Source organism: Dechloromonas sp. A34, assembly GCF_026261605.1.
Taxonomy (GTDB): Bacteria; Pseudomonadota; Gammaproteobacteria; order Burkholderiales; family Rhodocyclaceae; genus Azonexus.
Genome location: NZ_CP102486.1, coordinates 4,208,190 through 4,235,170 on the forward strand (window position 1 = coordinate 4,208,190; position 26,981 = coordinate 4,235,170).

The 26,981-nt window shown below is 62.5% G+C and carries 23 protein-coding genes and 2 pseudogenes; 13 read left to right on the plus strand and 12 right to left on the minus strand.

What is annotated here, in order from left to right:
- Nucleotides 1-164 precede the first annotated feature (164 nt).
- The 3 genes from clpS to rraA all read left to right on the plus strand — a co-directional run bounded on the left by clpS (nucleotide 165) and on the right by rraA (nucleotide 3,289).
- Nucleotides 165-473: an ATP-dependent Clp protease adapter ClpS gene (gene clpS / locus NQE15_RS20980; protein WP_265944412.1), complete on the plus strand. Its 309-nt coding sequence runs from the start codon at nucleotides 165-167 to the stop codon at nucleotides 471-473.
- The gene (clpA, locus tag NQE15_RS20985; protein ID WP_265944414.1) at nucleotides 473-2,734 is read left to right on the plus strand and encodes an ATP-dependent Clp protease ATP-binding subunit ClpA; all 2,262 of its coding nucleotides are present in this window, start codon (nucleotides 473-475) and stop codon (nucleotides 2,732-2,734) included. Before clpS ends, clpA begins: the two co-directional genes overlap by 1 nt.
- Nucleotides 2,735-2,797: 63 nt before the next feature.
- Nucleotides 2,798-3,289 (plus strand): ribonuclease E activity regulator RraA, encoded by a 492-nt coding sequence (gene rraA / locus NQE15_RS20990; protein WP_265944416.1) that lies wholly within the window; start codon nucleotides 2,798-2,800, stop codon nucleotides 3,287-3,289.
- A gap of 37 nt (nucleotides 3,290-3,326) precedes the next feature.
- Here rraA and NQE15_RS20995 read toward each other — a convergent pair whose 3' ends face one another.
- Nucleotides 3,327-5,123 carry a methyl-accepting chemotaxis protein gene (locus tag NQE15_RS20995; RefSeq protein ID WP_265944419.1) on the minus strand — a complete coding sequence of 599 codons (1,797 nt, stop codon included), beginning with the start codon at nucleotides 5,121-5,123 and terminating at the stop codon, nucleotides 3,327-3,329.
- A 331-nt stretch (nucleotides 5,124-5,454) separates the two neighbouring features.
- Here NQE15_RS20995 and aceA point away from each other — a divergent pair, with 331 nt between their 5' ends.
- On the plus strand, nucleotides 5,455-6,753 hold the full coding sequence (gene aceA, locus NQE15_RS21000; RefSeq protein ID WP_265944421.1) for an isocitrate lyase: 1,299 nt from the start codon (nucleotides 5,455-5,457) through the stop codon (nucleotides 6,751-6,753).
- Between the two features lie 117 nt (nucleotides 6,754-6,870).
- On the opposite strand, the gene NQE15_RS21005 is transcribed toward aceA, so the two are convergent.
- The gene (locus tag NQE15_RS21005) at nucleotides 6,871-7,329 is read right to left on the minus strand and encodes a CHRD domain-containing protein (RefSeq protein WP_265944423.1); all 459 of its coding nucleotides are present in this window, start codon (nucleotides 7,327-7,329) and stop codon (nucleotides 6,871-6,873) included.
- 32 nt (nucleotides 7,330-7,361) lie between these two features.
- On the opposite strand from NQE15_RS21005, the gene NQE15_RS21010 reads away from it, so the two are divergent.
- Nucleotides 7,362-7,640, plus strand: a complete 279-nt coding sequence (locus tag NQE15_RS21010; protein WP_265944424.1) for a hypothetical protein — start codon at nucleotides 7,362-7,364, stop codon at nucleotides 7,638-7,640.
- Nucleotides 7,641-7,693: 53 nt separating this feature from the next.
- On the opposite strand, the gene NQE15_RS21015 is transcribed toward NQE15_RS21010, so the two are convergent.
- Both NQE15_RS21015 and NQE15_RS21020 read right to left on the minus strand, forming a co-directional pair.
- Nucleotides 7,694-8,047 carry a YbaN family protein gene (locus tag NQE15_RS21015; RefSeq protein ID WP_265944426.1) on the minus strand — a complete coding sequence of 118 codons (354 nt, stop codon included), beginning with the start codon at nucleotides 8,045-8,047 and terminating at the stop codon, nucleotides 7,694-7,696.
- Nucleotides 8,044-8,946: a LysR family transcriptional regulator gene (locus NQE15_RS21020; protein WP_265944428.1), complete on the minus strand. Its 903-nt coding sequence runs from the start codon at nucleotides 8,944-8,946 to the stop codon at nucleotides 8,044-8,046. Before NQE15_RS21020 ends, NQE15_RS21015 begins: the two co-directional genes overlap by 4 nt.
- Nucleotides 8,947-9,030: 84 nt before the next feature.
- On the opposite strand from NQE15_RS21020, the gene NQE15_RS21025 reads away from it, so the two are divergent.
- Together NQE15_RS21025 and aceB are read left to right on the plus strand one after the other, a co-directional pair.
- Entirely contained in the window at nucleotides 9,031-9,729 is a 699-nt protein-coding gene (locus NQE15_RS21025) for a haloacid dehalogenase type II (RefSeq protein ID WP_265944430.1), read from the plus strand.
- 46 nt (nucleotides 9,730-9,775) lie between these two features.
- On the plus strand, nucleotides 9,776-11,374 hold the full coding sequence (aceB, locus tag NQE15_RS21030; RefSeq protein ID WP_265944432.1) for a malate synthase A: 1,599 nt from the start codon (nucleotides 9,776-9,778) through the stop codon (nucleotides 11,372-11,374).
- A 109-nt stretch (nucleotides 11,375-11,483) separates the two neighbouring features.
- Here aceB and NQE15_RS21035 read toward each other — a convergent pair whose 3' ends face one another.
- The 8 genes and pseudogenes from NQE15_RS21035 to NQE15_RS21075 all read right to left on the minus strand — a co-directional run bounded on the left by NQE15_RS21035 (nucleotide 11,484) and on the right by NQE15_RS21075 (nucleotide 17,682).
- Complete coding sequence (locus NQE15_RS21035; RefSeq protein ID WP_265944434.1) at nucleotides 11,484-12,833, minus strand: ATP-binding protein; 1,350 nt, start codon at nucleotides 12,831-12,833, stop codon at nucleotides 11,484-11,486.
- A pseudogene (locus NQE15_RS21040) lies at nucleotides 12,821-13,494 on the minus strand (response regulator). The gene NQE15_RS21035 and the pseudogene NQE15_RS21040 overlap by 13 nt, the downstream one beginning before the upstream one ends.
- Nucleotides 13,495-14,145 (minus strand): hypothetical protein, encoded by a 651-nt coding sequence (locus NQE15_RS21045; protein WP_265944436.1) that lies wholly within the window; start codon nucleotides 14,143-14,145, stop codon nucleotides 13,495-13,497. It lies immediately after the preceding pseudogene.
- 21 nt (nucleotides 14,146-14,166) lie between these two features.
- Nucleotides 14,167-14,952 carry an SDR family oxidoreductase gene (locus tag NQE15_RS21050; RefSeq protein ID WP_265944438.1) on the minus strand — a complete coding sequence of 262 codons (786 nt, stop codon included), beginning with the start codon at nucleotides 14,950-14,952 and terminating at the stop codon, nucleotides 14,167-14,169.
- Complete coding sequence (locus tag NQE15_RS21055) at nucleotides 14,943-15,608, minus strand: TenA family transcriptional regulator (RefSeq protein ID WP_265944440.1); 666 nt, start codon at nucleotides 15,606-15,608, stop codon at nucleotides 14,943-14,945. Before NQE15_RS21055 ends, NQE15_RS21050 begins: the two co-directional genes overlap by 10 nt.
- Nucleotides 15,595-17,085 carry an AMP-binding protein gene (locus NQE15_RS21060; RefSeq protein ID WP_265944442.1) on the minus strand — a complete coding sequence of 497 codons (1,491 nt, stop codon included), beginning with the start codon at nucleotides 17,083-17,085 and terminating at the stop codon, nucleotides 15,595-15,597. The genes NQE15_RS21055 and NQE15_RS21060 overlap by 14 nt, the downstream gene beginning before the upstream one ends.
- Nucleotides 17,082-17,569 (minus strand): annotated as a pseudogene (locus NQE15_RS21070) (thermostable hemolysin). The gene NQE15_RS21060 and the pseudogene NQE15_RS21070 overlap by 4 nt, the downstream one beginning before the upstream one ends.
- The gene (locus NQE15_RS21075) at nucleotides 17,521-17,682 is read right to left on the minus strand and encodes a hypothetical protein (RefSeq protein ID WP_265950420.1); all 162 of its coding nucleotides are present in this window, start codon (nucleotides 17,680-17,682) and stop codon (nucleotides 17,521-17,523) included. Before NQE15_RS21075 ends, NQE15_RS21070 begins: the two are co-directional and overlap by 49 nt.
- A 291-nt stretch (nucleotides 17,683-17,973) precedes the next feature.
- Here NQE15_RS21075 and NQE15_RS21080 point away from each other — a divergent pair, with 291 nt between their 5' ends.
- The 6 genes from NQE15_RS21080 (at nucleotide 17,974) to NQE15_RS21105 (ending at nucleotide 26,888) form a co-directional block, all read left to right on the plus strand.
- The gene (locus NQE15_RS21080; RefSeq protein ID WP_265944446.1) at nucleotides 17,974-19,836 is read left to right on the plus strand and encodes a diguanylate cyclase; all 1,863 of its coding nucleotides are present in this window, start codon (nucleotides 17,974-17,976) and stop codon (nucleotides 19,834-19,836) included.
- 111 nt (nucleotides 19,837-19,947) lie between these two features.
- On the plus strand, nucleotides 19,948-20,301 hold the full coding sequence (locus tag NQE15_RS21085) for a CidA/LrgA family protein (protein ID WP_265944448.1): 354 nt from the start codon (nucleotides 19,948-19,950) through the stop codon (nucleotides 20,299-20,301).
- Entirely contained in the window at nucleotides 20,298-21,026 is a 729-nt protein-coding gene (locus tag NQE15_RS21090; RefSeq protein WP_265944450.1) for an LrgB family protein, read from the plus strand. Before NQE15_RS21085 ends, NQE15_RS21090 begins: the two co-directional genes overlap by 4 nt.
- A gap of 140 nt (nucleotides 21,027-21,166) precedes the next feature.
- On the plus strand, nucleotides 21,167-24,169 hold the full coding sequence (locus NQE15_RS21095; protein ID WP_265944452.1) for a type VI secretion system Vgr family protein: 3,003 nt from the start codon (nucleotides 21,167-21,169) through the stop codon (nucleotides 24,167-24,169).
- Between the two features lie 23 nt (nucleotides 24,170-24,192).
- The gene (locus NQE15_RS21100) at nucleotides 24,193-25,986 is read left to right on the plus strand and encodes a lipase family alpha/beta hydrolase (RefSeq protein ID WP_265944454.1); all 1,794 of its coding nucleotides are present in this window, start codon (nucleotides 24,193-24,195) and stop codon (nucleotides 25,984-25,986) included.
- Nucleotides 25,983-26,888: a T6SS immunity protein Tli4 family protein gene (locus NQE15_RS21105; protein WP_265944456.1), complete on the plus strand. Its 906-nt coding sequence runs from the start codon at nucleotides 25,983-25,985 to the stop codon at nucleotides 26,886-26,888. The genes NQE15_RS21100 and NQE15_RS21105 overlap by 4 nt, the downstream gene beginning before the upstream one ends.
- Nucleotides 26,889-26,981 lie beyond the last annotated feature (93 nt).

Sequence of the window (26,981 nt, forward strand, 5' to 3'; positions counted from 1 at the left end):
CACGATTGCTTTCTACGCCACTTGAATTATGTCGTCAACAAGTATCGATGTGGCAGCGCAGCATAAAACAGGCAAGAGAATTGCTTGTACAGGACTGGAAATTCGGAGCTCACGCCCCCATGTTTCAGGTTGCAGATTGAATCGGACTGTATAGAATCGAAAGCATGGCTACGAGGTTTCAGGAAGGCGGACAACTTGAGGCACAGCGCACCAAGCTGGAGCCGCCTAAGATGTATAAGGTGATGTTGTTGAACGACGATTACACGCCCATGGATTTCGTGATTGTCGTTCTCCAGCGTTTTTTTTCTCTGGATACTGAACAAGCGACGCGAATCATGCTCCAAGTTCATAACGAAGGTCGAGGCGTGTGCGGGGTTTATCCGCGCGACATCGCGGCCACCAAAGTTGAACAGGTGAGTGCGTTCGCCCGCCAGCATCACCACCCGCTTGCTTGCGTCATGGAGGAAAACTGATGATTGCCCAGGAACTCGAAGTCAGCCTGCATATGGCTTTTGTCGAGGCGCGTCAAAAACGCCACGAGTTCATCACCGTTGAACACCTCCTGCTCTCTCTGATCGACAATCCGTCGGCAGCAGAAGCATTACGCTCCTGCGGTGCCAAGCCCGACACGCTACGCAAGGACCTGACCAATTTCATCAACGAGCACACGCCGACGGTTTCCGGCGAGGACGACATCGACACCCAGCCGACGCTCGGCTTCCAGCGCGTTATCCAACGCGCCATCCTGCATGTCCAGTCTTCCGGCAAGAAGGAAGTCAATGGCGCCAACGTGCTGGTCGCCATCTATGGCGAGAAGGATTCGCACGCCGTCTATTTCCTGCAAAAGCAGGGCGTGACCCGCCTCGACGTCGTGAACTACATTTCGCACGGCATCAGCAAGGTGCCGCAACAGAAGGCACCGATCGAGGGAGAACAGGTCGAGACCGAGGGTGAGAAGGAACAGGCCGGCCCGCTCGAGCAATACACGATCAACCTCAACGCCCTGGCACTGCAGGGCAAGATCGACCCGCTGATCGGACGCGACAAGGAGCTCGAGCGCGTCATTCAGACATTGTGCCGCCGCCGCAAGAACAACCCGCTGCTGGTTGGCGAAGCCGGGGTCGGCAAGACGGCGATCGCCGAAGGACTGGCCCGTCGCATCGTCGAGAGCGAGGTACCGGAAATCCTGGCCAAGGCCAACGTGTATTCCCTCGACATGGGCTCCCTGCTCGCCGGCACCAAGTACCGCGGCGATTTCGAGCAGCGCCTGAAGGGCGTCCTCAAGCAGTTGAGCGACAATCCCAACGCCGTGCTGTTCATTGATGAAATCCACACCCTGATTGGTGCCGGTTCCGCTTCGGGCGGGACGCTGGATGCCTCCAACCTGCTCAAGCCGGCACTCTCGTCCGGGCAGTTGAAGTGCATCGGTGCAACAACCTACACCGAATTCCGCGGCATTTTCGAGAAGGACAGCGCCCTCTCCCGCCGCTTCCAGAAAATCGACGTCAACGAGCCATCAGTGGCCGAAACCGTCGAAATCCTGAAGGGCCTGAAGTCGCGTTTCGAGGCGCACCATGGCATCAAGTACTCGGCGACGGCGATTTCTTCGGCGGTCGAATTGTCGGCTCGCTACATCACCGATCGTCATCTTCCCGACAAAGCCATCGACGTCATCGACGAAGCCGGGGCTGCTCAGCGCATCCTGCCGAAGTCGAAACAGAAGAAGGTCATCAACAAGACCGACATTGAGGAAGTCATCGCCAAGATCGCCCGCATCCCGTCGCAGCATGTGACGCTGGATGATCGCGGCGCCCTGAAGAATCTCGACCGCGACCTGAAGACCGTCGTCTTCGGTCAGGACAAGGCGATCGATGCGCTGGCCAAGGCCATCAAGATGGCGCGCTCTGGCCTCGGTAACCCGGGCAAGCCGATCGGTTCCTTCCTGTTCAGCGGCCCCACCGGGGTCGGCAAGACGGAAGTCGCCAAGCAACTCGCCTACAGCCTCGGCATCGAACTGCTGCGTTTCGACATGAGCGAGTACATGGAACGCCATGCCGTATCGCGCTTGATCGGCGCGCCACCGGGCTATGTCGGTTTCGAGCAGGGGGGACTGTTGACCGAAGGCGTCACCAAGAAACCCTACTGCGTGCTGCTCCTCGACGAAATCGAGAAAGCGCACCCAGACATCTTCAACATCCTGTTGCAGGTCATGGATCACGGTACGCTGACTGACAACAACGGACGCAAGGCTGATTTCCGCAACGTGGTGATCATCATGACCACCAATGCCGGCGCCGCCGACCTGCAGAAATCGAGCATGGGTTTCACCAGCTCGAAGCAGACCGGCGACGAGATGGCCGAAATCAAGCGCCTGTTTACGCCGGAATTCCGCAACCGTCTGGATGCCACCATCTCCTTCGCGCCGCTCGACCACGAGGTCATCCTGCGCGTCGTCGACAAGTTCCTGATGCAGCTCGAGGAACAGTTGCACGAGAAGAAGGTGGAAGCCCACTTCACTGAGGCGGTGAAGGAACTGCTGGCGAAGAAGGGTTTCGATCCGCTGATGGGTGCCCGCCCGATGGCCCGGCTGATCCAGGACACCATCCGTTCGGCGCTGGCCGACGAGTTGCTGTTCGGCAAGCTGGCCAACGGCGGTCATGTCACGGTCGATCTCGACAAGGACGGCAAGATCAAGCTCAACTTCGAAGAAGAAAAAAGCGAAGCCATCGTTTAAACTTTAACCACGTTCCAACAAAGCCATGCTCTGCATGGCTTTTTTTCTGCCAGGGAGACCACAATGACCTTCAAGACCCCCGACCTTTGCGATGAATTCGAAACCGAACTCGGCAAATCCGTGCGCGTCGTCGCTCCGATGTTCCAGCGCTATGGCGGCCGCGCCAGCTTTTCCGGCGCCATCGTCACGCTGAAGCTGTTCGAGGACAATTCACTGGTCCGCGAAATCTTCGGTGAAGACGGCAAGGGCAAGGTCCTGGTCATCGACGGTGGCGGTTCGCTGCGCTGCGCCCTGGTCGGCGACCAACTGGCCATTCTGGCGCAGAAGAATGGCTGGGAAGGCGTCGTGGTTTACGGCTGCATCCGCGATTCGGCCGATATCAACGGCATCGACATCGGCGTACGTGCCCTAAATACCCATCCGCAAAAAACCCTCAAAAAGGGCGTCGGCGACCGCAATGTCGCCGTGACCTTCGGCGGCGTCACCTTCCACCCCGGCGAATGGCTGTACGCCGACGAAGACGGCATTCTGGTCAGCAGCCCCCCCCTGAACTGAGGAAAAAATGGGAAATTCCCCTTTCTTCCCCCGCCGCTCAGGCATCCAGGAAGGCCTTGCTGTCGCAGCCGACCCGCACGTTGCCCCAATGCTGGCCGCCGACATGGATCGGCATGGCCATGTCGCAGAGCAGTTCCCCCGTATCGCGCAGATAGGTCTGCAGGAGCATGGACTGGGTGTTGCGCGCGGCGCGCAATTCGGTCGGCGCCTCGAATTTCCGGCGAGTCCGATTGCCCACCAGATCGGCCTGATAATCGCCGGTCATCGGCTTTGAGTATCGCGTGTTGTGCGCCGTCAGGTAGCCGTTGGTGTCGACGGCCACGGCATAAGCGCCGCCGGTGACCTCTGCCAGCGCATCGTCGAGCAGGCTCTGGCACTCCTGCATGTAGGCATTCTCGTAGCTGACCGAGTATTTGGGCGGGTTGGTGCCGGGTATCGGCTGGTAATTGCGGTCGAAGACATTGATGCCCCGCGCCTTCATGTCTTCCAGTCTGGCCTGCAGCGCATCGCGGAATTTGCGCGCAACGTCGACGTTGCGATCGAAGGTCCCGCGCCCGATCTTGAACCGGGAGACCAGCTCCTGAACGCTCTCGGTCGCCGCTACCAGAGTGAGTGACGACTTTTCGGAACCTTCCATGTTGCTCGACATATCGGCCGAGAAGTCGTGAATCTGCGTAACGCTCTCGTGCACCTGGGCGTTGGTGGCCGTCAGTTGCTCCATGGCGGTGGCGATCTGGGCCAACTGCCCGCCCGTACGTTCGAAATCGCTGACCATCAGCTTGAATTGATCGGACGAACTCTCGACCACCAGCCGGGTCTGGCGGATATCGTTATTGATCATTTCGTTCTCGCTTTGCGTTTCGCGAACCAGATCGATCATCCCCCCGATGTTGTTGCTGATGTCCTGGGTCGCCACATTGACCCGTTCGGCGAGTTTTCGCACTTCGTCAGCGACGACCGCGAAACCGCGGCCCATTTCGCCGGCCCGGGCGGCCTCGATCGCAGCATTGAGCGCCAGCAGATTGGTCTGATCGGCAATGTCCTTGATCAGGCTGGCAATCTGCCGGATGCTGTCGGAACGCTGGGCCAGATTATCGACGGTATCGTTGAAGCGCCCCAGTTTTTCGGTCACCAGTTGGACCTTGTCGACAATTTCCGCCATTTCCTCCATCGACCGGCGGGCGGTCGTCAGGTTTTGCTCAGTGGAGTGCGAGATGACCTCGGTCGACGCCGAAACATCCTGGATCGCCCGCATCGTTTCGTTGCTGGCCGTGAACACGGCCTCGGTAACCTCGCCCTGACGGGCCGAGAGACGCGCCGTATCACCGACATTCTTTTTCATCATGACGGCCTCGCGGGCAATATTGACCGTCATCTTGCGCACTTCATTGATGATTTGCCGCATCTTGTCGGCAAACCGGTTGTAGCTCTCGGCCAGGACCCGCAGTTCGTCGTGGGTCACGGTCGGCAGGTTGCGCGAGAAATCGCCCTCGCCGCGGGCTATCTCGTCAAAGATACCGCTGATGCTCTGGATCGGACGAACGATCAGATAGCGCAGGTAGAGAATCTGGAGAACATTCCAGAGCAAGGCAATGACCGTCAGCCCGATCATCAGGGCCAACCCGGAATCGAGAATGCCGCCGATGCGGAGGACGATCTCTTCATTGACCGCGGCCTTCTTCAATTCGGCCGCCACCACCGACTTGTGATGGATATAGATACCGAGATAAACCGTATCGATCACAAACAACAGCAGAAAGCTCATCAGCTTTTTGGTCAGCGAATTCCAGAAGGTCCGCTCGTTCCATTCATATAGTTGCCGCAATGTCCCCATCTCACTCTCCTTATTGCTTTAGTGCAGGGATTGGACGTCCATAAACCTCTGTCGTCAAGCCACGAAAGCCCCTATGGCTGGGCATGCGTCATACAAAAAACAATCGGCGAGCCGCCGGCACATTTCACAACCGCGCACGCAATTTCACATTGCAAAATGCGCAAAACAACCACATGATTTTAAACAAAAACAAATTGTCTTATGTCTTATATAAGACTATTGCTGCACTGCATGAAAAAACCTATACTGCAAACCGTCGACCAACGCCAGCTGACCATTAGCCACGGCGACGTCGAGTAATTCAACTACTGCCAACTTTCGAGGAACAGACATGAGCACACGCGAACAGCAAATCGCCGAACTGGAAAAAGACTGGGCCACCAACCCCCGCTGGAAAGGCATCAAGCGCGGCTACTCCGCTGCTGACGTCGTCCGCCTGCGCGGCTCGGTTCCGGTCGAATACACCCTGGCCCGTCGCGGTGCCGAAAAGCTGTGGGATCTGGTCAACAACGAACCCTACGTCAACTGCCTCGGCGCCCTGACCGGTGGTCAGGCCATGCAGCAGGTCAAGGCCGGCATCAAGGCCATCTATCTGTCCGGCTGGCAAGTTGCTGCCGACAACAATGAATACGCCGCCATGTACCCGGATCAGTCCCTGTACCCGGTTGATTCCGTGCCAAAGGTTGTCGAACGCATCAACAACGCCTTCACCCGTGCTGACGAAATTCAGTGGTCCAAAGGTGCCAACCCGGGCGACAAGGGTTACATCGACCACTTCGCCCCGATCGTGGCCGACGCTGAAGCCGGTTTCGGCGGCGTCCTGAACGCTTTCGAACTGATGAAGGCGATGATCCGCTCCGGCGCTGCCGGCGTACATTGGGAAGATCAGCTGGCTTCCGTCAAGAAGTGCGGCCACATGGGCGGCAAGGTGCTGGTTCCGACCGCCGAAGCCATCCAGAAGCTGATCGCTGCCCGTATGGCTGCAGACGTCTGCGGCGTGCCGACCCTGGTCATCGCCCGTACCGATGCTGAAGCAGCCGACCTGCTGACCTCCGACTACGACGAAAACGACAAGCCGTTCCTGACCGGCGAACGCACCGCCGAAGGCTTCTACAAGACCAAGAAGGGTCTGGAACAGGCCATCTCCCGCGCCGTTGCCTACGCCGAGTACGCCGATCTGGTGTGGTGTGAAACCGGTACCCCGGATCTTGAATACGCCAAGCGTTTTGCTGACGCCGTGCATGCCAAGTTCCCGGGCAAGATGCTGGCCTACAACTGCTCGCCGTCCTTCAACTGGAAGAAGAACCTGGACGATGCCACCATCGCCAAGTTCCAGAAGGAACTGGGCGCCATGGGCTACAAGTACCAGTTCATCACCCTGGCTGGCATCCACTCCATGTGGTACAACATGTTCGATCTGGCTCAAGACTACGTTGCCCGCGGCATGTCGGCCTACGTCGAGAAGGTTCAGGAGCCGGAATTCGCTGCTCGCGACCGTGGCTACACCTTCGTTTCGCATCAGCAGGAAGTCGGGACCGGTTACTTCGACGAAGTCACCACCGTCATCCAGGGTGGCAAGTCCAGCGTCACCGCGCTGACCGGCTCGACCGAAGAAGAACAGTTCCACTAAGCAGCTTAAAGCTTTGAATTGCTACCTTACCCGGTAGCACTAGGCCGGCACTCACAAGGTGCCGGCCTTTTCATTTCACATCAGCAAGTGAGGCGGGCCCGCCCCGACCCGGCGCTTTCAGTAGCCGGATTTCGGCATTGCAGGTGGCTTTAACTGACCGCGGATTTCACCCGGCGGGAAGGCTTCACTGTGGACGTTGACGTAAGTGTTGCCGGCCTTGAACTTGGCCAGTTGCTCGTCGGTGAACTTGGCGCCGGCAGGAACGGCGAATCCGTTCGCAGTCCGATCCAGCTTGATGATCACAGGCCCATTCGCACTGCTGGCGCCATCGTGGATATGGGCTGCCGTCGGCGTCATCCCGCTGACCATAATCGAGCCGCTGACCATGCCGTCTGGCATCACGCTGATTTCCCCGGAGCCTTTGGCCGCACTGCTGTTGGGCGGTACCTCCTGGGCGCCGGACAGACTGACCGCCCACCCTGCCCCGAATGCCGGAGCGGTAAAGGCCAGTAAGCCGATGAGCGTCATTGAGAGAAGCTGGCGGGTAGGTCGCGTACCTTGAAGTGCCTTATTCATTTTTGTCTCCTGTCTTCAATGCTGTAGTACCGATGAAAGTTCTTGCCGCATCAGCCCGAAACGCTTACCAGCGGCGTAGGACCACCACGGTAAAAATGCCAAGCAAACGGGATGAATGTTTCCCGTGGCTATGGGACTACACCGCACCAACCGAGTTCCTCTCGATCCCGAAGCCCATCGGAATCCACAATCAAACCCAAATGGTCGCTGACGACCACGAAGTCGCATTCGCCGCCCAAGGCCTGGAAACAATCACCGAGCATATCAAGGTGAAAATTTCGCACTTCAAGGTCCGAGCTGTTCTCGGATAAGTCGTTCAGGCCAGTGCCAAAGTACCTATCCGCCGACCGCGACTCCCCGCGCTTCAGATGCTCGGCCGGGACCACATCCAGGTCAGCACCAGCCCGCCGATGGCCGCCGGCAGATAACACCAGGGTGCGGGCAGGCCGAACCAGCCGCCGATTGCACTGATCGCCAGCAGCAGAGTCGCCAGCCGTTTGGCGACCAGCGGAATCGCCCCATGGTCGCGCCAGGCCCGGATCGCCGGCCCGGCGGTCGGATGGGCCAGCAAGCGGGCTTCCCACTCGGGGTGCGAACGCGCGAAGAAATAGGCGGCGAGAATCAGGAAGGGCGTGGTCGGTAGCAGGGGCAGGACGACCCCGGCCAATGCCAGCACCAAGGCCGTGACGCCGAACACCCGATAGAGCGGCCGCTTCACCGCAGTTCCCAGTAACTGGCCCGGCCGTAGGTTTCCTTGAGCAGGTCGATGAACAGCCGGACCCGTAGCGGCAGGTGGCGGCGCTGCGGAAAGACCGCGTAGATGCCCATCGGCGGTGCCTGCCAGGCGTCGAGCACCGAGGTCAGCCGGCCCTCCTTGAGGTCCTGCCCGACCTCCCACAACGAACGCCAGGCCAGGCCGCGCCCGGCTAGTGCCCACTCGTGCAGCACGGCGCCGTCGTTGCATTCGAAGCTACCACCGACCTTGATCGTATCGACCTGCCCGCCCTGCGGGTCGCGGAAAACCCAGCCGCGCTGCTGGCCAAGAGAAAGGCAGTTGTGCGCCGCCAGATCGGCCGGCTCGCGCGGCACGCCATGCGCCACAAGGTAAGCCGGGCTGGCCACCACCATGCGGCGCATTTCGCCCAAGCGGACACTGACCAGGCTGGAGTCGGTCAGTTCACCGATGCGAATGGCGCAGTCGATGTTTTCATTGACCAGGTCGACCAGGCGATCGCTCAAGTCGAGATTGACCGTCACCTCGGGATTGGCCTGCATGAAATCCCCGACCAGCGGCGCGACGTGCCGACGGCCGAAACCGGAGGGCGCCGAGACCCGCAACTGGCCGCTCGCCCGCACGCCGCCGAGCGAGACCGCGGCTTCGGCATTGGCCAGATCGTTCAACACCTTCTGGCAATCTTCGAGGAAGGCCTGGCCCTCGAAAGTCAAGGTCAGCTTGCGCGTCGTACGGATCATCAGCTTGACGCCGAGCCGGGCTTCCAGCGCATCGAGCCGGCGGCCGATAATGGCCGGCGTAACGCCTTCGCTGCGCGCCGCCGCGGACAGGCTACCGCGCGTCGAGACATTGACGAAAGCGGAAATCTGCTTGAAGGTATCCATCTATTCGATACTTTTAGTAAAAGAATTAACGCCGATTTTGCCACTTATCTTATCCGCCAAGTAACAATAAACTTCGGACCTATCATGACGCAAGCACCTGCCGCCCCGATCAAAGCCATCGCCTTCGACGCCTATGCCACGCTGTTCGACGTCTATTGCATGGAAGCGCTGGCCGAGGAATATTTCCCCGGCCAGGGGAAAGCCTTGACCATCCTGTGGCGGCAGAAGCAGATCGAATACACGCGCATCCGCAGCATGAGCAGCCAGTTCCGCACCTTCTGGGAAGTCACCCGCGATGCGCTGATTTTCGCCGCACGCAGTCTGCAACTCGCGATGACCGACTCGCAGCGCCAGCACCTGATGAACCAGTACGCCTGCCTGCGCCCTTTCCCGGAAAACCTGGCGACGCTGGAAGCGCTCAAGGCCATGGGCATCCCGCTCGCCATCCTCTCGAACGGCACGCACTCGATGCTCGACATCGCCGTCAAGTACAACGACATGAACCACCTGTTCGCCCACATCCTGTCGGCCGACAGCGTACAGAAATTCAAGACCTCGCCCGAGGTCTACCAGCTGGCCCTCGATGCCTTCCAACTGCCGGCCCGGGACATCCTCTTCGTCTCGGCCAATGCCTGGGATGCCTGCGCCGCCACCTGGTTCGGCTTCACCACCTTCTGGGTCAATCGCAGCCAGCAACCGGAGGAGGTTCTCGATGTCTCACCGACAGCCACCGGCCGCCAGTTGTCCGACGTCCTGACCTACGTACGCGGCCTGCACGGCTGACCCGATCACTGTTTCCAACCTTCAACCTTAACGACAAGGAGCACTCATGAGCCTCAATCTGCCACAAGGCGTGCAAATCACCGGCCCGATCAAAGCCGGTTATGAATCCGTTCTGACTTTCGAAGCCCTCGAACTGGTCGCCAAGCTGCACCGCGCCTTCGAAGCCCGCCGCCAGGAACTGTTAAAGGCCCGTGTCGCCCGCCAGGCCCGCATCGATGCCGGCGAAATGCCGGACTTCCTGCCGGAAACCAAGCACATCCGCGAAGGCGACTGGAAGGTCGCCCCGGTGCCGCCCGCCCTGCACTGCCGCCGCGTCGAAATCACCGGCCCGGTCGAAGCCAAGATGATCATCAACGCCTTCAACTCCGGCGCTGACTCCTACATGACCGACTTCGAGGATTCCAACTCTCCGAACTGGGACAACCAGATCCAGGGCCAGATCAACCTCTACAAGGCGATCCGCCGCGAACTCTCGTTCAAGGGCGAGAACGGCAAGGAATACAAGCTCAACGACAAGATTGCCACCCTGCAGATCCGGCCGCGCGGCTGGCACCTCGACGAAAAGCACGTCCTCGTTGACGGCCAGCGCGTCGGTGGCGGCATCTTCGACTTCGCCGTCGTCTTCTTCCACAACGCCAAGGAACAGATCGCCCGCGGCGCCGGCCCCTTCTTCTACCTGCCGAAGATGGAAAGCCACCTCGAAGCCCGCCTGTGGAACGACATCTTCGTGATGGCCCAGGACCACATCGGCCTGCCGCAAGGCACCATCAAGGCCACCGTGCTGGTCGAAACCATCCTTGCCACCTTCGAGATGGAAGAAATCCTCTACGAACTGCGCAACCACTCCGCTGGTTTGAATGCCGGACGCTGGGACTACATCTTCTCCTGCATCAAGAAGTTCAAGAAGAACAAGGACTTCTGCCTGGCCCAGCGCGGCGCCATCACCATGGAAGTGCCCTTCATGCGCTCCTACGCCCTGGCCCTGGTCCAGGCCTGCCACAAGCGCGGCGCCCCGGCGATGGGCGGCATGTCGGCCCTGATCCCGATCAAGAACGACCCGGTGGCCAACGAAAAGGCCCTGGCCGGCATCCGCCACGACAAGACCCGCGACGCCAACGACGGCTACGACGGCGGCTGGGTGGCCCACCCGGGCCTGGTGCCGATCGCCATGGAAGAGTTCGTCAAGGTCCTCGGCAACAAGCCGAACCAGTTCGAAAAGCAGGTCGAAGGCAAGTTCGGCCCGGCCCAGTGGCTCGATTTCAAGCCGGAACAGCCGATCACCGAAGCCGGCCTGCGCAACAACATCAACGTCGGCATCCACTACCTCGGCTCCTGGCTGGCCGGCAACGGCTGCGTGCCCATCCATAACCTGATGGAAGATGCCGCCACCGCCGAAATCTCCCGCTCCCAGGTCTGGCAGTGGGTGGTCTCGCCGAAGGGCATCCTCGACGACGGCCGCAAGGTCACCGAAGACATGGTGCGCCCGATGATCGCCGAAGAACTGGCCAAGGTTAAGGCCACTGTCGTTGCCCAGGGGGAAGACACCGCCACCTACGACCAGGCCGCGGTCATCTTCGACAAGATGTCGCTGACCCAGGACTACCCGGAATTCCTGACCCTGCCGCTGTACGAAGCGATGGAGTAAGCAGTACCCGGGAAAGGCGCTTCAGACGCCCAGCCTCGACAGAGAAGCAGGAAGCGAGACGCCCCGGGGAACCGGGGCGTTTTGTTGTGTATGGCAGCCGCTAGCGGCTTCAGGCCGGCCAGCGGATCCGCGCATCGAAGCCGCCGCCGGAGCGGTTGGCCAGTTCCAGGCGCGCCCCGTGCAGTTCGGCGATGCGACTGACAATGGCCAGGCCGAGCCCGCTGCCCTCGGCCCGCGCTTGGCTGCTCCGGAAAAAGCGCTCATGCAAACGAGGCAGTTCGGCCTCCGGGCAGCCCGGCCCATCATCGGCCACGCCGATGCAGATGGCGCCGCCGTCGGCTGCGGCATAGACCGTGATCGTGCCGCCGGGCAGGGTGTAGCGCAGGGCGTTTTCGAGCAGGTTGCGCCAGGCGACGGCCAGTAATCCGCGATCGCCCTCGATCGCCACGGCATTTGCCGGCAACGTCAGAACCACTTTCCGCTCAACCTGCCCCTCGGCGGCAGCGGCCACCTCGGCAGCCAGTTCGCCGAGATCGACGTTCCCCATGTCGCCGGGCCGTGAGAGCGGGTCGAGCCGGGCCAGGCGTAGCAATTGCTCGACGACGCGGGTCGAGCGGTCGACGCCGTTGATGGTCTGGGTCAGCGCATGCTGTTGCTGTTCGGCATCGCGGCTAGCCAGGGCGACCTGGGCATGGATTTTCAGGGCGGCGAGCGGGGTGCGCAGTTCGTGCGCAGCGTCGGCGGTGAACCGGCGCTCGTTTTCCAGGGTCCGACGCAGCCGTTGCAGCAGGTGATTGATCGCTTCGGCCAAGCCCTGCAATTCGAGCGGCGCCGGCTTGCTTTCCAGTTCGGCCAGATTCCCGGTCGAGCGCGAAGCCACTTCCGCGGCCAGATCGTCGAGGGGTTTCAGGCTGCGGCGGATCGAATAGTAGATGAGCGCCAGCAGGATCGGCAGGGCGAGGCCGATCGGCAGGGCAGTGCGCGTCGCGATCTCGAGAGCGACGGTATCGCGCAGTTCCATGGATTGAAAAACGATGGCCTGGCGGCCGGTTTGAACGTCGCTGGTACAGAAGACACGCCACCCTTGGCCATCGCGGACCAGATTGGCATAACCCGGCGAGTTGGCAACTGGCGTCTCGGGGGCATGCCGCGAGCGCATCAGCAACTTGCCATCGGCGGCGGCCAGCTGAAATTCGAGCGGCGATTCGTAGAGGCTGGGCGGCTCGGCCGTAGCTGTCTCCAGATATTGCGCCAAGCCGGTCAGGTCAGTCTCGTTGTGACGAGCCAGGGCGAGCAGACGCCGGGCGTGCTGGGCCAGGTTGCCATCCATCAGCTCCTCGGCTTCGTGCTCGGCCTTGGTGTAACTGAAGTAGGCGCCCATCCCCCAGACCAGCAAGACGACCAGCGAGATGGCGCGGATCAGGCGCCAGCGCAGCGAGCTGGCGTTCAGGGAGCGCATTGGTCCTGTTTGCCGAGTTGGTAGCCGAGGCCGCGCACAGTGACGATGGCTTCGTTGCCGAGCAGCTTGCGCAGCCGGTGAATGTAGACTTCGATAATGTTGCTGTCCTTCTCCTCGCCCCAAGCATAAAGGCTTTCCGCCAGTTGATCGCGGGACCGGATGTGCTCGGGATGACTGAGCAGATCGAAGAGCAGCGCGTATTCCCGCGCCGAGATGATCAGCGGCTCGCCGTGCCGGGTGAGCTGCCGGGTCGCCGGATCGAGACAGAGGCCGCCATGCTTGAGCAGTGGCCCGGAGCGGCCGCCGGCCCGGCGGATCAGGGCGCGCAGGCGGGCATGCAGTTCGGAAAGATCGAAGGGCTTGGTCAGATAATCGTCGGCGCCGCTGTCCAGGCCGGAGATCCGGTCGGCCTTGGTGTCGCGGGCGGTCAGGATGAGGACCGGCAGGTCGCTCCCCGGCTGCGCAGGCCCTTGAGCACGGTCAGCCCGTCGCATCGCGGCAGCCCGAGATCGAGCACGCAGGCGTCGTAGGGATGGTCGAGCAGCGCCAGACGCGCCGCTTCGCCGTCGCGCACCCAATCGACGGCATAGTCGGCCAGTTTCAGGGCACTGCGAATGCCATCGCCGAGCAGGGCATCGTCTTCGGCCAACAGAATTCTCAATTAACGGCTTTCCTGGTTAAGCTTGTTCAAGAGGGCTTGCGCTTCCTGGCGGCGGCCGCGATCGGCGAGCTCCCGCCCGGGGCGCGGCGCTGCCTTGACGGCCTTTTCGAGATAGCCCCTAGCTTCCGCCGCCCGGCTATTGTCCAGCAAGAACTCGCCGTAGAAGTAGTTCGGATCGATGCCGTCCGGATTGATGCTCAGGGATTTCTTGAAGTAGATTTCGGCGCGCTCCTTGTCGCCGAAGCCGAGGGGCCAGCGCGGCACCTTGGCGTAGAGCGTCGCCAGGCTGGTATAGGCCGAGCCGTTGAGGGCCGTTTCATTGAGCGAGCGGGCAGTTTCAAGGCGCTCCTTGGCCTCCTTGGCCAGCGCCAGACCACCCAGCCCGCCTTTGGCGCCAGCCTCGCTGGAGAGCACGATGCCCTCCCAGATCAAGGCTTCGGCCATGCCGGGGTGACTATCGACCACCTTGCGCGCCTCCAGCGCCAGGGCGCGGTATTGCTCGGCATGCTGCGGTGCGGCCTGACGATATCTGATCTCGGCCCATTGCGTCTGGATCGGGCGGATCGCCTCGTCGGGGCTGGCGGCGCTAGCCAGTTGGCTGCCGGCGGCTAACAGGACCAGGCTCAGCAGGTAACGAATCTTGGTATTCATGGGGGTTTTCCTTTCGGGAATTCAGCGCGCCGGTGCGTACCGTTTAATGACAGATAGTTTGCCGGCTAACGCCCGGTCGATCAAGCTCGGTGCAATGCCGTTGAGCCAGGCAAAGAAGCGCTCGGGGAAGCCGAAATGCCGTTCGCCCTGGCCGTGCCGAATGGCGGCGACGATCTGCGCCGCGACATCGGCCGCCGAGTCGGTGTGGCTCTTCAGCGCCTGGTTCAGGCGTCTGACGGCCGGTGAATTGAGCGGGGTGTCGATGGCGCGGGGCGCGAGGTGGATGACGCCGACCGTGCTATCGGCCAACTCGCGGCGCAGGGCCTGCGAAAAGCCGCGCAGCCCGGCCTTGGCGGCGGAATAGGCGGCGAAGCCGGCAAAGGGCAGGCTGCCGAAGGTCGAACCGATATTGACGATAGCCGCTTCCGGTTGCGCCTTGAGGGCGGGCAGCAAGGCCTGGGTCAGGCGGATCGGCGCTTCGAGGTTGGTCGCCAGGATGCGCTCGACGCTCAGCCAGTCCTGGTTTTCGAGCAGCCCGAAACCACCGACCCCGGCATTGTTGACCAGGACATTGACCTGGAAGCGGCAAGCTGCTTCGGTCAGCGCGGCAATGTCGGCAGCGCTGTTCAGGTCAGCCCGGATGAAATCGCAGCGCTCGCCGAGGACCGCCTGCAGCGCGGCCAAAGCCCCGGCATCGCGGCCGGCGAGCAGAACGGCGGCACCCGCCGCGTGCAGCTGGCGAGCCAGCTCACTACCGAGGGCGCCACTGGCGCCGGTGATCAGGACGCGCGCCCGGCTCAGTTGCATACGGCCTCCGCGCAACACGGCAGGGCGTGGAAGATGGCGCCGTAGAGGCGATAGAAAATGCGGGCACAACGGATGACTTCGGCCTGGTCCGGCGCCGTCATCTTCTCTAGCAAGCGGGCCAGATGCTGGGTGTGCTCCTGATCCAGCGTGCCATGCGAACGCAGGTAGGAGAAGGCGTTGTCGGGCAAGCCGAGAGCCTGCTGGATGCGGTCGGCGGCAGTCAAGGCGAGCGCGACGCTGGTCCCTTCAAGGACGAAGACCATGCCGAAAAAGCCGGCCGGGTTGCCGCGATTCACCAGATCGTAGGCAAAGGCCACCATCACTTCGGTGGCCAGTTCCGGCTGGCTGTTGCGAACGGCCTCGGCATCGCCGCCGGTGGCCGTGATGTCGTTGAGTATCCATTCCTCGTGGCCGATTTCTTCATCGATGTATTCGGCGACGGCACGCAGCATCCAGCCCCGCGGGCCGGACAGCTTGCCGCCCAGCGTCATCAACAGCGGTGTCGTGTGGCAAACATGGTGAAAGGCCTGGGCGAGAAAGGACTGGTAACTGGCGAGATCGACACGGCCTTGCAGGCAGTCGGCGATGATCGGGGCGGCGAGCAGGTAGGCGCGTTCGTTTGCGGTGGACGCGGCGAGCTGGTCATAGAAAGACATGGGCGGTTTCCTCATTTTCATAAAGCGCCGCGATGGGCGCGGCATGGTGTTCAAGAATGGCGTTGCGAATCGGTCGGCCGTTGCCGGTCGCCTGTCCGTTTTGCGGCGTAAAGGGCGGCACGTTGAGCCAGTTGCCGAGGCGGGCGTAATCGGGCAGCGTCAGATTGGCGCGCTCGACCGCGGCGGCAAGTTCCGGTTCGCCACAACCCGGAGCCGGCACCAGCAGCGCGTACAACCACGGCCGAAAATCGCCGCCGACCACGGCCTGGGCGATCGCCGGCTGGGCCAGCAAGGCGGCCTCGACCCACTCCGGTGCGATGTTTCGGCCAAACGAGGTGATCAGCAGATTCTTGCTCCGCCCAGCCAGACGGAGATGTCCATCGCCGCTCAATTTGCCGAGATCGCCGGTGGCAAATTCTGTGGTCTGCCGGGCGCCGGCGACGGCAGCGGGATCCCCCAGATAGCCGAGGAAGGCCCGGCTGGCGATATGGACTTCGCCCTTGGCGATACGGACGTCGACGTGCGGTAGCGGCCGGCCGACATCGTCGCCGTCGTCGCCCGGCCGGTTCAGGCTGACCACCGAGCCGCATTCGGTCAGGCCGTAGCCCTGGTAGGCCGGCAGGCCTAGGGCGCGGGCCTGGAGCAGCAGTTCGGGCGCGACGCGCGCGCCTCCAACCGCGATGTAACAGAGGCTGTCGGGGGCGGGCAGGCCCGTGGCCTGCAGGTACATGACCCAGGCCTTGAGCAGTTCGGGAACCAGGATCAGGCTTTGCGGCCGGCAGCTGATTACCACTTGCTGCAGAGCCGACGGATCGAAACCCGCCATCCCGCGCCAGCCCAAACTGGCCAGTGCCGGCAGCACAATCTCGGCGCCGCGCAGCAAGGGCGCATAGAGGCCGGCGCTATTCTCGAGCAGCAAGGCCAGGGGCAGCACGCCCAGATGGCGGCTGATCGGCAGATCGCCGAGACGCTCGTGCAGCGCGCCAGCAGTGTCGAGCAGGCCGGCGGCCGACAGGCAGACGCCCTTGGGGGTGCCGCTGCTGCCGGACGTGAAGGAGATCTTCGCGGTTCGCGGTGGCAGGCTGAGCGGAGCGACGGCACGTTGCAACCAGGTCAGCCCCTGCCACTCGCCGCCGGCGACGAAGCCGAGGTCGAGGCCGCTAATCCGTTCCGGCTGATCGCTGAGCACGACGTCGGTGCTGGTCTCGGTCAGCGCGTGATGCAACTGGGCCGGGCTGAAGAAGGTCGGCAACGGCAAATGAACCGTACCGTTCCCCAGCGCCGCCAGATCGGCGATCGCCCAGGCCGGGCTGTTGTCGGCGAGCACGGCCAGCACCCGGCAAGCGGCCAGGCGGGGGAGCAAGGCTTCGACAGCGGCGAGCAGTTCGCCGAACGTCCATTCCTCGGTGCCCTGGCGCAAGGCGACCGCATCGGCGGGGCGGGCGGCCAGCGCCGAAAAAAGGTCGGCGGGCTTCATGTCCACAGCTCCTGGCGCTCGAAGGCCCAGCGGATACGGCCGGCGACGACAACCGGCGCCGTTTCGTAGTAACTGCCCCAGGCCCCGGCTTCGCTCCCGAGCCGGGCCGGATCGGCCGGAGCCAGGGCCAGCAGCGGCAGACCGAGCTTGGCAAAGATACGGATCAGTTCGCCGGTGGCGGTGAATACCCCCATTGGTAGCCCTGGGCGGCAAGGTGGCCGGCGAGGGCCAGAATGACCTGGACGCTGCCCCCGGATTTATCCGAAGCCAGATTGCCGACCTCGACGATCTGCCGACGCTCGACCGCCTCGCCGGCGAGCCCGGCCATGGCCTGCTCAATCGGCTGATCGAGGTAACGTTCGAGAAAGAGCTGGCCGGTTTCGGCGCCCCGCCAACCGGCCGTGGCGATGATCTGGCTGTTTTGTTCGAGCAGGGTCAGATTCGGGCAAAACTGGAGACATCGGCCCGATAGCGGCGGGCGAATACCTGGCGCACGAAGGCTTCCGCTTCCGCCCGGCGCACCGAACCGATCACCGTATGGACCGGCATGACCGCGGCGGCGTGACTCTCCCTGATTTTTCGGCACAAACTCTGCATGCTGCACAACCTGTTGAAAACAATGTTGCGTGCAGATTAAGGGGGCATCCTTAAACGGACATTAATCGTCGCCGATACCGGGCTCGGCCGGCCAAAAGCCGGCTGGCTGCTGCAAAACGCGGCACAAACGACGTCACGGCGTGACAAACGAGCGGCCGGGGCGGTGAAATTTCACGGTTGGCCGACTATTTCTTCATAGCTGGCTGATTTATGTAGCTTTTGGCATCACCGGCCGGCCGAACTCGGACATAATTGCCCACTTTCGCAACAGTGTCTCTAGAAAGCATTGCCGTGAATCTGAACGCCAAGGTCACTCTCTTTTTCATCGCCATCGCCGCTGCCTTGCTGGCGGTACTGGTCGCCATCAGCCTTTACGCCTTCCGCAGCTTTTCGATCGCCTCGGCGACGGAACATATCCGCACGGCCGGCGAGATTGTCCGCCTGCACCTGACCGAGTCGATGATCAACGGGGTGATCGACAAGCGGGAGCGCTTCCTACAACGGTTGGTCGAAGTTCAGGGACTGAAATCGGCGCGCGTCATCCGCTCGCCGGAAGTCGAGCGGCAATTCGGCAAGGGGCTCAGCCAGGAGGCCGCCGCCGACGATCTGGAAAGACTCGTGCTCAGGGAAGGCAAGCCGCGCTTCGAACTGGTGAACGTCGGCGATGAAACCCTGTTCCGCGGGGTCATTCCCTACATCGCCACGGCCAGCGGCAATCCCAATTGCCTGCAATGCCACCAGGTGGCCGAAGGCGCGGTGCTCGGCGCGGTCAGCATCGGCATGTCGATCGATGCCCTGAAAGAGAAGGCCTTGCTGACGGTGGCCGGCATCGCCGGTGCCGTGACCTTCTTCGCCCTGCTGCTGATCCTGTTGCTGCGCCGCCTGCTGCGGCCGATTTCGGAAACTGCCCGCGCCGTCGAGGAAGCCGTCCAACGCGCCCTGCGCGGCGACTTCCAGGCCCATGTCGAAAAGCACACCAATGACGAAATCGGCCAGATCGCGACCGACATGAACCGTCTGCTGACCTTTCTCGACGACGGCCTGAATCGCATCGGCAGCAACGTCGCCCGCCTCACCGAGCGCACCCCGGCACCCGGCGAGAATCTGCTGACGGCGACCATCGACATGGTCGAAGGCCTGACCCGGGCGGCGCACTTCAAGCAGGCGATCGAGGAAGACGAATCGAAAGCCGAGATTTACCAGCGCCTGACCAGCACACTGCAGAGCGAGTTCGGGCTCAAGGAGTTCTCACTCTATGAAATCGCCAGCAACAAGAAACAGATGCGGGCGATCATGGTCGACGGCGAAATTGCCGATACCTGCCGCTGGTGCGACCCGCAGATCCTCGTGCGGCCGGAAGCCTGCCGGGTCCGGCGCACCGGTCACATCGTCAATGGCATCAGCAATCCGCAGATCTGCTACTCCTTCCAGCCGCCGGCCGAAGTCGGCGAGCGGCGTCACGTCTGCTTCCCGGTCAATCAGTCCGGCTCGGTCGGCAGCGTCGTCCAGTTGCTGGCGACGCCCGCCGATGAGGCCGAACTCCAGGCCAAGCTGCCCTTCATCAACGTTTACCTGCGCGAAACCGCGCCGGTGCTGGAAACCAAGCGCCTGATGGAAAGCCTGCGCGACTCGACGCTGCGCGACCCGATGACCGGCCTCAACAACCGCCGCTTCCTCGAAGAGTACGTCGAGACCCTGGTCGCCAGCGTCCAGCGCAAACGGACACATGCCGCCATCCTGATGCTCGACCTCGACTACTTCAAGATGGTCAACGACACCTATGGCCACGATGCCGGCGATGCGGTGCTCAAAGCCTTGTCCAACCTGCTCAAGCAGTCGGTGCGGGCCTCCGACCTGCTCATCCGCTACGGCGGCGAGGAGTTCCTGATCATCCTGATCGACAGCCACGGCGAGGCGGCCGATCAGGTGGCCGAGAAAATCCGCCTGGCCGTCGAAGGCCTCAAGGTGCCGGTGGCCGGCATCGTCATCCAGAAGACCATCTCGATCGGCATTTCCGACTTCCCGACCGACAGCGAAACCTTCTGGCAGGCCGTCAAGTTTGCCGATGTCGCGCTTTACCAGGCCAAGGAGCGCGGGCGAAACCGCGTGATCCGCTTCACGCCGGAGATGTGGTCCGACAACAAGGAGTACTGACCCGAACGATCTTTTACAAAATGTAGAAGATCAATCGCCTTTGACGTCGATTATCAAAACCTAATCGAGGCAATACACTGGCGGCATTCTGAATTCATTCAAAGGCCGCCCGTGATTTCCGCCCTTTCCGCCCTGCTCGTTTTTCAGCTGACCGGCGAAGTCCTCGCCCGTTGGCTCGACCTCCCGGTCCCCGGCCCGGTGCTCGGCATGCTGCTGCTCTTTCTCTTTCTCGTCCTGCGCGGCGGCCCCGGCGACGAGCTGCGGACGACCAGCCAGACCCTGCTGCAACACCTGTCGCTGCTCTTCGTGCCGGCCGGCACCGGCATCATGGTGCACCTGCATCGCGTCGCCGACGAATGGCTGCCGCTGCTGCTCTCCCTGTTGATCAGTACGCTGGCGACGCTGGTCGTCACCGCGCTGGCCATGAAGCTGTGCCAGCGCCCGGCACCGGGAGAAACCCCATGACGCCGCGAATCAGCGAACTCTGGGTCTATCTAGCGGCCTCGCCGCTGCTCGGCCTGACCATCACCCTGCTCGCCTACCAGGCGGCCTTCTGGCTCTACCGGCGCTCGGGCGCCAATCCGCTGGTCAATCCGGTATTGATCGCGGTCGCTTCATTGGTCGGCTTCCTGACGCTGACCCGGACAAGCTACGAAACCTACTTCGCCGGCGCCCAGTTCGTGCATTTCCTGCTCGGCCCGGCCACCGTGGCCCTGGCCATTCCGCTGTACACCCAGTTTCGCCGGGTGCGCGCCATGCTGCTGCCGGTCGTCGTCGGCCTGCTCGCCGGCAGCCTGACCGCCGTGCTCTCGGCAGTGCTGGTCGGCCGCCTGTTCGGCGCCAGCCTGTCCACCCAGCTCTCGCTCGCCCCCAAGTCGGTGACCACGCCGATCGCCATGGGCATTGCCGAACGGATCGGCGGCATTCCCTCGCTGACCGCCGTTCTGGTCATCATTACCGGCATCATCGGCGCGGTCGGCGCCCGCTACGTCTTCGATGCGATGAAGCTGCGCGACCCGGCCATCCGCGGTTTTGCGATCGGCGTTGCCTCGCACGGCATCGGCACCGCCCGCGCCTTCCAGGTCAATGAGCAGAGCGGCGCCTTCGCGGCCCTGGCAATGGGCCTCAATGGCGCGCTGACCGCCCTGCTCGTGCCACTGCTCGCCAGCTGGCTAAGCGCCGGCGGCTGAGCCAGCGCCCGCGCGCCTTCCCGCAGCAGCGGAAAGGCGCGCGGGCAATTCAATAGGCATAATTTGATTGTCGTTCGCGTGCCGATGGCGTATGCTTTCGGACTATTTTTGACCACCCAGCCGCCCACGCGAGGACGACCATGCTCCCTCTATTCACCGCCGATACCCGTCTCTATGAACTGACGTGGCGGGACGAAGCGGGGCCGGCGCTGACCGTCGAAGCCTGGTGGGGAACGGAAAGTCTGTCGGCCGGTTTCGAATACTGCATCGACGTCCTGTCCACTGATGCCTTCATCGACGACGAGCGCCTGCTCGGCCGCGCTCTCACCCTCCACACCCGCCTCTCCGACGGCAGTGCCAACCAGCGCAGCGCTTACGTCCGCACCGCGCTCAGCCTCGGTTCCGACGGCGGCTTCGCCCGCTACCGGCTGATCGTCGTGCCCTGGCTCTGGTTCACCACGCGCAGTGGCTTCAACCGCGTCTTCCAGGAGAAGACGGTGCAACAAATCATCGACCTCGTTTTTGCCGGCTATCCCGAAGTCGCCGCCTGGCGGTGGAGCGATGAAGTCGCCGCCTTCATGAGCGATACCCGGCCGCGCAGCTACTGCGTCCAGTTTTCCGAATCGGACTACCAGTTTCTCTCGCGCCTGCTCGCCGAAGAAGGCCTCGGCTGGAAAGTCGAAGAAGACAAGGAGGCCCCCGGCAGCCACCGGGTAACCATCTTTGCCGACAGCCGCGAATTCCCGGAAGACGTCCTCTCGCAATCCGCCAACGGCGGCCGCGGCATCCGCTTCCACCGCGCCGACTCGCAGGAAGAGCAGGACGCCGTGCTCGCCTTCGGCGAACAGCGCCAGTTGCTGAGCGGCATGACGACCGTGCTGACCTGGGACTACAAAGCCAAGAAGAGCGTCGCCACCAGCGTGCCCACCGCGCTCGCCCTGGGCGGCGCCCACGCCCCCGTTCTCGAAGCCTACGACGATGCCGGCCCCTACGCTTTCGCCAGCAGTGCCGAGGCCGAGCGTTACGCCCGCCTCGCCATGGAAGCCCACGAAGCCCGCTACCGGACCTGGCTGGGCCGCGGCACCGTGCGCAGCCTGACCGTCGGCACCCGGGTCGATCTGATCGGGCTGCCCGGCAATCCGGCCAATCCGGAAGCCGACCATCGGTACGCCCCGAAGGAAGTGCCCTTGGGGTACGCGATCACCGAAGTCACCCACGTCGGCATCAACAACCTGAGCGGCGAGGCCATCGCCAGCGTTGCCCAGCGCCTCGCCCAACGTCCGTGGACTGGCGACGATGCCACGCTGGCCAACGGCGACATCATCGCACCGGTCCACGCCCCGGCCGAACTGCCAGGCGAATTGCTCGCCCTGGCCGGCGAGCGTGGCTATGGCAACAGTTTCACCGCCCTGCACAGCACCCTGCCCTGGCGGGTGCGGCTGGTCGACGACAGCGGTGCCCGCCTCAACCCGCGGCCCACCGCCCCCGGCCCGATGAGCGCCATCGTCGTCGGACCGAACGGTGAAACCAGCGCCAGCGGCGCCGACGAAATCTGGTGCGATGGGTTGAACCGGATCAAGATCCGCTATCACTGGCAACAGGGAGAAACGGTGGATGACCAATCCTCGTGCTGGGTGCGCGTGATGACCCGCCAAGCCGGGACCGGCATGGGCATGCACTGGTTACCCCGGATCGGCCAGGAGGTTCTGGTCGACTTCCTGAATGGCGACCTCGACCGCCCTTATGTGCTGGGCACGCTCTATAACGGCAAGGGTGAAGGCGGCGTCCCCGCCACCCCGGGCGGCAATCCCGGCGAGAGCGACACTGCGGTCTTCGAGCAGGCCAGCGATCACCGGCCGAGCGGCCAGGGTAATCTGGCTGCCGGCAACAGCCCGGCCTGGCACGGGGCGGCCGCCGACAGCCACCGCCACGCCGCCGCCCTAACCGGCCTCAAGAGCAAGGAATTCGGCGGTTCCGGTTACAACCAGTTGGTCATGGACGACACCGACCAGCAGCAACGCGTTCAGCTGAAGTCGTCACAGCACGCCAGCGAACTCAACCTCGGCCACCTCGTCCACCAGGCCGACAACTACCGCGGCTCCTTCCGCGGCACCGGCACCGAATTGCGCACCGACGCCTGGGGCGCACTGCGCGCCGGGCGGGGCATCGTCATGTCGACCTGGTGTGTCGGCCCGGGCGAGGCAGCGGGCGACATGGCACCGGCGATGGCCCTGCTCAAACAGGCGGCAAGCCTGGCCCGCACCCTGTCGGATGCGGCCGGCACCCATCGGACGGTAAAACTCGCCGCCGCCATCGGCAGCACCGGCCCTGACCAGAGCGTCATCGACGATGGCGCCGCACCGCTCAACGCACTACACAAAGTATCGAGCGGCATGGTCGATGCGAAGGATCAGGACGCGGTGCTCAGCGATGCCCAGGCCAAGAACACCGCCACCAGCCAGGGCAAGGTCCCGCACCTCACCGAAGCCGCCATCATCCAGGCCGCCAAGGCCGGCTTCGGCACCGTCGCCGGACAGAACCTGCAATACACCAACGGCGAAACGACGACCTTCGAAAGCGCCCAGGACAGCAACTTCGCAGTTGCCGGCAAGGCGCGAATCCACGCCGGCCAGGCCATCGGCCTGCTAGCCGGGGCCATACAAGCAGGAGAAGGCAATACCGGCATCAAGCTGATCGCCGCCAAGGACGATATCGACCTCCAGGCGCAGAGCGATGAAATGAAATTCCAGGCCAAGAAGGAGATGAAACTCGTATCGGTAAACGCCCACATCGACTTCGCGGCCGCGAAAAAGATTCACCTCGCGGTCCAGGGCGGGGCGAGCATCACGATCGATGGCGGCATCATCGTGCAGTGCCCGGGGACGATTACCGTGCATGCCAGCAAGAAGAGTTTCAGCGGACCGACCAGTTTGAGTCGGGAGATGAATACCTGGCCGCAAAGTCAGTTCGACGATCCTTACACCCTCTATAACGAATCCACGGGCGAGCCCTTGGCCAACTGCGGGGTCGAACTTATCCGCATGGATGGCACGAAGCTCAAAATCGCCACCGATGCGAACGGCAAGACGCCGATCCAAAAAAGCGAATTTCTCGAAATGATCAGCGTCCGGATCATTGGCTAAACAACGCGACGGAAAAGGCCAACATGAGCAATCTGACAGATCCGCTTTATTACACCACCATCACCACGCCCGAAGGCGACCAGCACGCGACCGTTCCTTTGACGCCAACCAGTGACAAGCGGGACAAGAACATCCTCGGCAAGCCGTACATCATTCCCGTGCTTTTCATCCCCGGCATCATGGGCACCAACCTCAAAAAGGAAGGCAGCGATGCCATTGCCTGGCGGCCGCCCGACATGGACGCCCGTGGCGCAGTAAATGCCATCGGCCAGCTGTTCGAGTACCTTTTCAAGAGCACGGAACAACGGGTCAAGGAACTCAAAACCGCCGATGCCGAGGTCGACCCCCGCGGTTCAATCAGCGTCGGTGACAGCGGCCTCGACGAAAAGCTGCTGCGGGCGCGGCGCTGGGGAACGGTGCTGCGAACCAGTTACCATCCAGTCATGGCCAAACTCCAGTTCAGCCTGAACCAACTGTCCAAATTCAACCCGGCAACCTGCGAACCCGAACTGCAAACCTGGGCAGCCGAAGATGGCCAGGAAGCGCCGACCGAATGGGGTGCGGCGCAGGGGGAAGCGCTGACCCGCGAAGAAATCCTGCACGCTGCCAATTACCAGTTCGACGTCTGGGGCGGCGGCTACAACTGGCTGCAAAGCAATCGCGATTCCGGCGAGGCGATCCGGGACTATATCGAGAAGGTCATCCTGCCTTATTACAACGAAGGCAAGGAAGTCAAAGTCGAAACGACGAATAACCAGCCGTGCCGCATCCAGCGCTTCAAGCCGGCGCGCCCACTTGCTGAACAGGTCATCGTCGTGACGCACTCCATGGGTGGCCTGGTCAGCCGCTCGCTGACCGAAATTCACCAGTGCGACAAGGTGCTGGGCGTTTCGCACGGGGTGCAGCCAGCCACCGGGGCACCGGACACCTACAAGCGGATGCGGGCCGGCGCGGAGGGCATCGAACAGCTATTTCTCGGGCGCAACGCCGCCGACCTGACGGCCATCCTGACCCAGGCCCAGGGCGGCATGGAACTCCTGCCCACCGCCGACTACAACGACGGCAAACCCTGGCTACGCGTGCGCGACAAGGCCGTGCCCGAAGATCAGGATACGGGCGTCGGCCTGACGCTCCCGATTAACGGCGATCCTTATACCGACATCTACAAGTCTCCTGAATGGTATGGCATGGTGCCCAAGGAGAATGAGGGGTTGATGAATCCGGCTGGAGGACAAGTTCTAGCGACGGAAAACGTTGACTCCTTGCCAGAGCAAGACAATCCGCGAAAAGCCCTCAGAAAACTTATCGATCGCGTACAAGAGTTTCACGAAGCCATCCAGGGCAAATACAAGGCACCCACTTACGTCCACTACGGCGATCAAGGCCTGCGGGGCGAGAAAAGCAAGCGAGGCGGCATCCTGAACACTGGCCTGATGGCCGACAAAAATCACTATTCCTACGGCCAGGTGGTCTGGGAAGGGCGCGGCGGCTCGCTGACCCCACAAGACGTTGTCACCCTAGCGGAGGACGACCAGAACGGCGAAATCAGGCTTTCCAACGGCACCCGGCTCAGCATTGCCGGCCCCGATGCGCCGGGCGACGGCACAGTGCCCTGGCAATCGGGTGTCGCGCCGGGCAACAAACCGGGTGTCGAACTGATCTTCGGTCACGGGCAAAGCCACTCAGGCCGGCACAACGCCGAGTTCGGCTACGACCACCAGGGGAACTACCACGACCCAAGGGCGCTGTACGCCACCCTCTACGCCATTATAAAAATCGCCCAGAACGCCACCTGGCACAAGAAGGAGTCTGCATGAAACCCGACTGGATCACGCGCGCCATCGGCCGCCACTTGGTCAATCTCCCGGCCAGCGCGAAGCTGAGCGAGACCTACACATTAAACAAAGTGAAGATTGAGCCACTGCTGATAAGGAACCACCAGCACTTCGAGTACATCGTGGATATGCGGGAGGCAGAACTCAAAAATACGCTGCACAGGAAGCGCAAGGAGGCTATGTTCATCGAGCTAATCAAGCATCCCAACGGCTCGGTGACTTTGGTATCGTGGTCTGATCCAGCATCTGAAGAACTGTATATTTTTGACACGTATTTTCAGATTGGCACTAAAGCAATCAAGTATTCTGGTGATGTTGATCCAGATATCAAACAAAAAATCCTGGATCATCATGGAAGGCTCAGCCAAGAGTGGCGCGAACTCAAACCGGGTGAAATCCCGGAAGGCACCGGATTTGTCGCTGGCGACGTGATGCTCGTAGACAAGCGCTTCAACCTTGAAGACTGGTCCTTGAGTGCCCGCTTTGCCGGCAAGCCGGACGTCAATTTCATCATGTACGGCTTTGCCCGGCGCACAGTGAAGCCCGGCTTGCGGGAGCGGGCCGGCGGGGCCACAGGGTTTCTCGCCGGCGTGCTGACCGGCAAATCGACCCTGCGCAGCCGTGCCCATCCGGTCGGGCCGATCGAAGGCGACGAAATCCTCATGGCCGCTACCCAGAACGGCCGGCGCAGCTACGGTTTCAAATGGGAGGCTCCCGGCAAGGCCAGTTCTCTGGCCGAGCCTTACCTGATCGCGGACCTGACCGACGGCATCCAGGACCCCGAGGCCGCCGGCCCGACTTCCTTCAAGGATGACGACGAGGCACTCGCCCTGTGGGACGAGATCATCGACTCCATCCGCCTGCGCCCGGGAGCCGCCGGATGAGCATCCAGCCCAAGCGCCGCGCCTTGCTGGCCGGCACCCTGCTCAGCCCCGCCGCCTGGGCCGGCAACCGCTTCGCCCGACCCCCACGGAACG